Genomic DNA, 1,523 nt, shown 5'->3' with positions numbered 1-1,523 from the left:
GTCAGCGCCACCGCGCGGCGTCCGACGAGGGCCGGACGTGCCGCTGCGGACGGTCGGGCCGGCGTGCAGGCGCGCGACGATCGGCGGACGGGCCAGGAGCAGCAGGGCGGTCGACGCGACCACGAAGATCACGATGCACAGCCAGGTCGGGGCGCCGGCGGCGCTGGCCACCGCGGCCACCCCGGCACCGATGGCCAGCATGAGCAGCACCAGGTCCAGGCCGAGGACCTCGAGCACGGCCAGGACGACCGCGAGCGCGGCCCACACCACCCAGGGGTTGTCCTGGATCATCTCGGTCACGCGCGTCCTCCCGTCGTCGCTGCCGTCACCCTAGAGCGCGCGGCGCGTCCCGTACGTCGAACGGCGGGCCATGTACCGGCCGTCGTCCACGAAGATGTGCAGGCGCATGCCGAACGTGGCGCCGAGGTTGTCGGTGGTCAGCACGTCGTCGATCGGGCCGGCGGCCACGACCTTGCCCTCGCGCAGCATCAGCACGTGGGTGAAGCCGACCGGGATCTCCTCGACGTGGTGCGACACCATGATCGTCGCGGGCGCTGCGGCGACGTGGCGAGCACCGTGAGGCTGAGTAGCAGGTCCTCGCGCGCGCCCAGGTCGAGTCCGGCACCAGGCTCGTCGAGCAGCAGCAGCTCGGGGTCGGTCATGAGGGCCCGGGCGATGAGGACGCGCTTGCGCTCGCCCTCGCTGAGGGTGCCGAACGTGCGCCGGCCCAGGTGCTGGACGCCCATCTCGCCGAGGATCTGCTGGCAGCGCCGGTAGTCCTCGTCGTCGTACTGCTCGCGCCAGCGGCCGGTGACGGCGTAGGCGGCGGACAGCACGACGTCCTCGACCGCCTCGTCGCGGGGAAGCCGGTCGGCGATCGTGACCGAGGTGTGGCCGATGCGGGTGCGCAGGTCGAACACGTCGACCTGGCCGAGCGTCTCGCCCAGCACCGAGGCCCGGCCGCTCGTCGGGTGCATCTGCGCCCCCACGACCTGCAGCAGCGTGCTCTTGCCGGCGCCGTTCGGACCGAGGACGACCCAGCGCTGGTCGGGCATGACCTCCCAGTCGATGCCGTCGAGCAACGTCGAGCCCGAGCGGACGACCTTGACCTCGGACAGGCTCACGACCGGTTCCATGCAGGCTCCCTCCCGACGACCTCGTTCGTGTGACCAACAACCTATCGGAGTGCCGTGAGGCGCTGACGGTAGCCTCGTGCCCGATGACCGACCACGTGCCCGCCGTGCACCTGACCGCCCCGACCGTCCTCGTCACGCTGACCGGGCCGGACCAGAGCGGCGTCTCCACGCGGCTGTTCGACGCCCTGTCCGCCTTCGACGTGGAGGTCGTCGACGTCGAGCAGCTGGTCGTCCGCGGCCGCCTCGTGCTCAGCGTCCTGCTGACCGTCCCGGCAGACGGCGACGCCCTCGAGCGCACGGTGCGCGCGGTCGGCGACGGCTTCGGGCTGCACGTCGAGATCGAGCACGGCACGGGCGACAACCGGGCCGCGCCCGGGTCGCCGGCCC

The 1,523-nt window shown here is 72.6% G+C and carries 1 protein-coding gene and 2 pseudogenes; 1 reads left to right on the top strand and 2 read right to left on the bottom strand.

Annotation, left to right across the window (positions count from 1 at the left end):
- Window positions 1-300: pseudogene (locus AC2W7G_RS16065) on the bottom strand (hypothetical protein); the annotation flags it as partial.
- 30 nt (window positions 301-330) lie between these two features.
- A pseudogene (locus AC2W7G_RS16060) lies at window positions 331-1,136 on the bottom strand (ABC transporter ATP-binding protein).
- A gap of 83 nt (window positions 1,137-1,219) precedes the next feature.
- Between AC2W7G_RS16060 and AC2W7G_RS16055 the strand changes: the two are divergent.
- Window positions 1,220-1,523, top strand: a 304-nt coding sequence (locus AC2W7G_RS16055; protein ID WP_485869319.1) for an ACT domain-containing protein, incomplete at its 3' end; no start/stop codon positions are given.

The organism is Aeromicrobium sp. PFPM2_SD2 (genome assembly GCF_057364525.1).
This window is presented reverse-complemented; position numbering and strand designations above follow the sequence as displayed.